Source organism: Nostocoides australiense Ben110 (assembly GCF_001050535.1).
Lineage (GTDB): Bacteria > Actinomycetota > Actinomycetes > Actinomycetales > Dermatophilaceae > Nostocoides_A > Nostocoides_A australiense.
Window position 1 is genome coordinate 3,936,247 of the sequence record NZ_HG764815.1, and the last position, 5,400, is coordinate 3,941,646.

The window sequence follows — 5,400 nt, forward strand, 5'->3', positions numbered from 1 at the left end:
CCGCGGCGGAGAACCTGTAGGAACAAACACCCAATGCCAGTTACACCGTTCGGACAGACCCACGCAGGAGCGTCGACGCGACGTGCTGAGAAGTGATTCCAGTCGAGCACTAGGACACCGGCTACAGGCATGGCGATAGGTCAGGAACGGCGTCGCTCCCTACGCAGGAGGGAGCGCAGAGTCTCGGCGTTCGCGTAGCCGACCCGTAGCGCGATCTCGGCGGAGGTGAGGTCCGTGGTTGCTGAGAGGTGCCGAGCTCGTTCGATGCGAAGCCGTTGGACGAAGCCGAGCGGAGTGAGGTTGAGCGCCGCACGGACTCGTCGTTCGAGAGTGCGCCGGCTGGTGCCGAGCGACTGCGCGACGAAGGCGACGTTGAACGGTTCGTCCAGGCGGGCGCGCACGAAGCGTTCGAACTCGACGACGATCGGGTCCTCGTGCCGGAGATGTTCGTAGGCGACGAAGGCCGCCTGCGACGGGCGCTCGTCGATGATGAGGAGCTTGGCGACATGTTGGGCCAGGTCGGGGCTGATCGATCGCACGAGTGAGAGCGCGAGGTCGATGTGGGCGAACGCGGCGCCGGCGGTGACGAGGTTCCCGTCGACCACGACCATGGTGTTGAGATCGAGGGCGACGGTCGGATAGCGCTTCAGGAACTCCGGCCCCAGGAACCAGCTGGTCGTCGCCCGCCGATGATGCATCCGTCCGGTTTCGGCGACAGCGAACACGCCGGTGCACGCCGCGGCGATCCGGGTGGTCGCGTCGTCGAGGCGCCCGAGCGAGGCGATGACCGAACGAGCATCTCGGCTCTGGAGGGCGTCGTTGGTAGCGGCGGCCGTGAGGGTTCCAAGCGCAGGGACGACGACCACGTCGAACTCTGCGGACTCCGACAGCGGGTGGTCCACCGACAGGGTCATCGATGCCGTCGTGGTCACTCTCCGTTTCGGTCCGAGGATGGCGAGTTCGATCGGGTCGATCCGCGGGTCGACATCGCCGCGGGCTCCGTCGGCCACCCGCACGATGTCGATGACCGACGCGACAGCCGAACCGAAGCAGCCGTCGATCGCGATCAGTCCGATACGCATGGCGCAAACAATAGCAATACTGCCGTATACGCCACTTCTCACATGCCCTTGCTCGTCATACGCTGAACTCGCTTCACCAAGAAACCTCGACACTAGGAGAACCCCTCATGTCCACACCCGCATCACTTCCGTATGCCTTCGTCGCCAAGATCGTCGCGGCCGATGGACAGCACGACGCGCTCGCCGATCTGCTCGCCGGCGCTGTCGCGCTCGCCAACGAAGAAGTAGGAACGATTGTCTGGTTCGCGGTCAGGACCCACGCCGACACCTTCTGGATCTTCGATGCATTCCCCGACGAGGCCGCTCGCAACGCCCACGCCAACGGCGCCATCGTCGCAGCCCTGATGGCCAACCAGCACCTCCTCGGCGCAGCACCCGAGATCCTGGCGGCCGACGTCCTCGCGTCCAAGCTCCCGTAGTCCGCCAACGCACGAGACGATCGCGCCCCGCCGAGCCGTCGCCAGGTCGCGACGCAACGCCACGCTGCGTTGCCGAGCGGTGCGAGGTCTATCGGCACACGGACAGGATGCCGGCCGCGAGCGCTCAGCCGGCGAGTCTTCCGTCGCAGAGGAGAGCGACGTCGGTGTCGGGCAGAGCCGTGAGGCCAGCGCATCGCGCGACCACCAGAACCGAACCGCCCCTGCCCTGCGTTTCCGCAGGTCAGGGGCTGTTCGCCGGAGCCGCCTGTCGGAATCGAACCGACGACCTAATCACGTCGGATTTGCGTCTATCGCTTGATGCGCCCACTGGGCGAACGAGCCGCTGAACTGCGCAAACGCCGAGCGTGGGGGACGCCGCCATCCGGTGGTGACCGACGACGACCGACCAGTACTGACCGTTTCACCGGAGCTTGCGGCGGCGTCGAAGCCGAGCAAGCTCCATTCCTTTAGCTCACCGCGCCCTCCTCCTCGCCGGTCCCGTCGTCGTCGAAGACGTTTCAGGGGTCTTCTCAGATGACGGTGTAGGTCGGCCGGGCGCGTCGGTCCGCAGATAGACGTCGAGGTCTCCCGACGACGGAGGTTCCTACGTCATCCATCCGAAAGACCTCGACGTGTCCGACGCTACCCCGCCGGCCGGCTTCGGCCGCCCTGACCTGACCGCCTTCGCTCGACTCGACGGCCTCGGTCTGAGCGTGACCGGACAACGACTTGAACCGGATCGTGCGGTCCTCGCGTGCCGCGTGGTGGAACCAGATCAGTGGTGCCGACGGTGCGGCAGCGAAGGCGCTGCTCGTGACACCGTGATCCGGCGGTTGGCCCACGAGCCGCTGGGCTGGCGACCGACCGGGCTGGAAGTTGTAGTGCGCCGCTACTGCTGTGCCGACTGCGGACACGTGTGGCGCCAAGACACCAGCGCCGCGGCGGAGCCACGCGCGAAGCTCTCGCGCACCGGGCTGCGGTGGGCGCTGGAAGGGATCGTGGTCGCACACCTCACCGTCGCCCGTGTCGCCGAGGGTCTCGGGGTCGCGTGGGACACCGCCAACCGTCGGGCGACCACGCGGCGAAGCTCGTCGCATAGCTCTCGTTGCTCGTGGTGACATCGTTGAGCTTGCGTCCGGTGGCGCTCCACAACCCGACATTGTCTTTATAGGTGTCGGCGTAGTAGGCCGGGACGGTGCCGGCGATCTGCAGCCCGTTGGGTGACCATCCCATGTCGAGGACGTCCATACCCAGGTCCTTGATGAGCGCGCCGGTCGTGGCCGACCGGGTCTCGGCAGTCCAGCCTCCTCCGCCCGGGCCGCCGTCGTAATAGCCTCGCCACACCAGGATTTTGGTCCCGTCCGGATGCCAGTCGGCCCGCTCGAAGTAGTCCGAGACGGAGTCGCACTGGGCTCGCGTGAAGCGCACCGGCCGGCTGCCGGGAGCGACGTTCACCTTGAAGATGTCGGATGTGCAGTTGGTGAAACTGGTGAAGAGAAGGGTCTTGCCGTTGGGGGACCAGGTGACGTCCTCATCACGGGCCGCTCCGAAAGTGAGGCGACGTGTACCCGTCCCGGTGCTGGACATCAGATAGACGTCGGTGTTGCCGTTGACCTCCGCGGTGAAGGCGATTTTCGACTTGTCGGGAGACCATTCGGCGTTGAGGATGTCGCCGCGGTTCGTGAGGCGTTTCAAGCCGGTCTTGTCCGACTTGATCGTGAACAGGTCCCCGCCCCTTGCGCATGAGCAGGTGGTCACGGCCGGTGCAGTAGCTGCTGCGGTGGTGCTGCTCGCGAACGCGACTCCCGACGGAATCAGCGCCCCCCACGGCCACTGCTGAAATCACGGCCGACGTCGTGTGCCGCATTCTTGTGATCTGCATGTCGACCTCCGCGTTCTGGTAGGCGAGGCCCCGCCGGCCCCCGATCGAAACTAGACGGCGACAGTCAGGGCGGTCACGCACCCCAAACAGAGGACTGGGGGTTCACACGTTGTTCACACGGCGGCGAGGACCGGTTGTCGGTGGGAGTGGCTAGGTTCAGCCATGGACCATCGACGACAGGAGGAGACATGACATCCAATGCCCTCGACCCGGGGACCCGGCTCCAGTTGGCCATCGACGCCATGAGCGAGCAGGTGGACGCGATGCGCGACGCGGACTGGAGCAGCCCCTCGCCCTGCGACGGCTGGGACGGGAAGGCCGTGGTCGATCACGTGGCCGGCACCCTCACGGGCATCCTCGGGATGCTGTCGGGGGAGGACTACCGCGCATCGAAGTCCGATGCGAGTGCAACCGACTCTCCCGACGACGCCGCTCAGCTGTGGCGCGATCTCGCAGACCGGGCCCGTGTCGCCGCGGGAGATCTCGACCCGTCTCGGGAACTCTCCGGGCCGATGGGGCCGGGACCCGCGTCCATGGCGCTGGCGATCCCGACCCACGACCTGACCGTGCACGCGTGGGATCTGGCCGCCACCGGCGGGCGGCGCTGGGAGATCCCCGAGTCGCTACGCGCGGACCTGGACAACCTCGTGCGCAACACGCCCGAAGAGATCCTGCGCTCGCCTGGGCTATTCGGGCCCGAACTCGAACCGGCCCCGGACGCGAACCCCACCGAGCGGGTCATGGCGGTGCTGGGGCGCAGCCGGCCGACCTGACCCGGCGCTGCCCGGTTAGCACGCGAGATAAGCCGCGAGGGCGGCGAGGATCGAGCGGATGACCTCGGCACGTGCGGTGACCGTGGCGTCCGGCTCGAGGTGCTCGACGTGCAACGGCGCGGACCCGACCGCCTTGGTGATCCGGCGCTTCTCGACCTCCGGCAGGGAGAAGAAGGCTGTTTGCAAGACCATGCCGTTGAGAATCGAGGCGACTTCGGCTTTGCCGGGACCGGTCGTCATCTCGTGCGCCGCCAAGGCCGCCTCGAGCCACTCGTGGTCGTCCTCGTCGGCGTCCTCCATGTCGTCGGTGATCGCGTCATACAACATCTGAACCGCGCCCTGCACCCCGGGGAAGCTCTCTTCGCGTTCGTCGTAGGGCATGGCCGCCGCGCGCTCGATCAGGCGGTCGGCCTTTTCCAGGTCGGTAGCCGCGGCGACGAAAGCCTTCTGGAGCAGATTCTGGGCGCCGGTCAGCTTCGCCATGTATTCGGCGTTCAGCTGCTGCCCGGATGTGACCACCAGGCCGTCAAGGGCTCGCGGGGTGTCACCAAGCCAACGGTCGATGTCTTCCATGCCCCCAGCAGATCACATCGGCCGACCGGACTCAATCACGGAGGAAACCCGTTGAAGGACAAAGATTTCGGCGGCGTAGCTGCGGCGTGACCTGAGCGATTGACGGCTCGGGGTCACTCCGTGTGGTCGAGCACGTCCAGCCCGGGGATCCGCGTGAAGTCGCGCTGGTTGGCAGTCAGCAAGGCGGAGCCGGCGTTGAGAGCGGTGCAGGCGATGAGCAGATCCATGTTCGCGACTGGGGTGCCTTGCTTGGTCAGGACGGCGTGGATTCGAGCGTAGGTTCCGGCCAGTTGGGCATCTGGAGTGATGACCGGAAGTTGACCCACAACTTTCATGACCCGGCGTCGCTCCGCGGCGGGATCGGCGTGCAACGCGGCGCCGGTGAGGAGTTCGCACAGGACAAAGACGCTGATGCCGAGGGTCTCGTGTGGATTGCGGGCGAGCCAGCGACGAGCTGGGCCCTGCTCATCGCGACGGCTCTCGCGGATCACATCCACGAGAAAGGTGGTGTCGACGTGGATCACCAGGTGGGCACCCGGACGGCGTGCAGGCGTCGGTCACGGACCGTGGCCTCGACCACGTCGAGGGTCCCCTCGGCTACGGCGTCGTCGCCCATGTCGTCCAGAGTTGCGAGCAGGTCTGCGGCGGTCTCTCCTGGCGCCGGAAGGTAC

At 66.7% G+C, this 5,400-nt stretch carries 6 protein-coding genes and 1 pseudogene; 3 read left to right on the plus strand and 4 right to left on the minus strand.

Features of this window, described 5'->3' with window-relative positions:
* Window positions 1-140: 140 nt before the first annotated feature.
* Complete coding sequence (locus tag BN11_RS19400; RefSeq protein WP_048700012.1) at window positions 141-1,082, minus strand: GlxA family transcriptional regulator; 942 nt, start codon at window positions 1,080-1,082, stop codon at window positions 141-143.
* A 107-nt stretch (window positions 1,083-1,189) separates the two neighbouring features.
* On the opposite strand from BN11_RS19400, the gene BN11_RS19405 reads away from it, so the two are divergent.
* Both BN11_RS19405 and BN11_RS22140 read left to right on the plus strand, forming a co-directional pair.
* Complete coding sequence (locus tag BN11_RS19405; protein WP_048700014.1) at window positions 1,190-1,501, plus strand: putative quinol monooxygenase; 312 nt, start codon at window positions 1,190-1,192, stop codon at window positions 1,499-1,501.
* 632 nt (window positions 1,502-2,133) lie between these two features.
* A pseudogene (locus BN11_RS22140) lies at window positions 2,134-2,565 on the plus strand (ISL3 family transposase); the annotation flags it as partial.
* On the opposite strand, the gene BN11_RS19410 reads toward BN11_RS22140, so the two are convergent.
* Window positions 2,513-3,259, minus strand: coding sequence for a TolB family protein (locus BN11_RS19410; RefSeq protein ID WP_048700017.1), 747 nt, complete (start codon window positions 3,257-3,259; stop codon window positions 2,513-2,515). The pseudogene BN11_RS22140 and the gene BN11_RS19410 overlap by 53 nt on opposite strands.
* 312 nt (window positions 3,260-3,571) lie before the next feature.
* Between BN11_RS19410 and BN11_RS19415 the strand changes: the two genes are divergently transcribed.
* A complete protein-coding gene (locus BN11_RS19415; RefSeq protein WP_048700019.1) occupies window positions 3,572-4,156 on the plus strand; it encodes a TIGR03086 family metal-binding protein in 585 nt (194 codons plus the stop codon).
* A 15-nt stretch (window positions 4,157-4,171) separates the two neighbouring features.
* On the opposite strand, the gene BN11_RS19420 is transcribed toward BN11_RS19415, so the two are convergent.
* The gene (locus BN11_RS19420) at window positions 4,172-4,729 is read right to left on the minus strand and encodes a hypothetical protein (RefSeq protein WP_048700021.1); all 558 of its coding nucleotides are present in this window, start codon (window positions 4,727-4,729) and stop codon (window positions 4,172-4,174) included.
* A 113-nt stretch (window positions 4,730-4,842) separates the two neighbouring features.
* On the minus strand, window positions 4,843-5,253 hold the full coding sequence (locus BN11_RS19425) for a type II toxin-antitoxin system VapC family toxin (RefSeq protein WP_048700022.1): 411 nt from the start codon (window positions 5,251-5,253) through the stop codon (window positions 4,843-4,845).
* Between the last annotated feature and the right edge of the window lie 147 nt (window positions 5,254-5,400).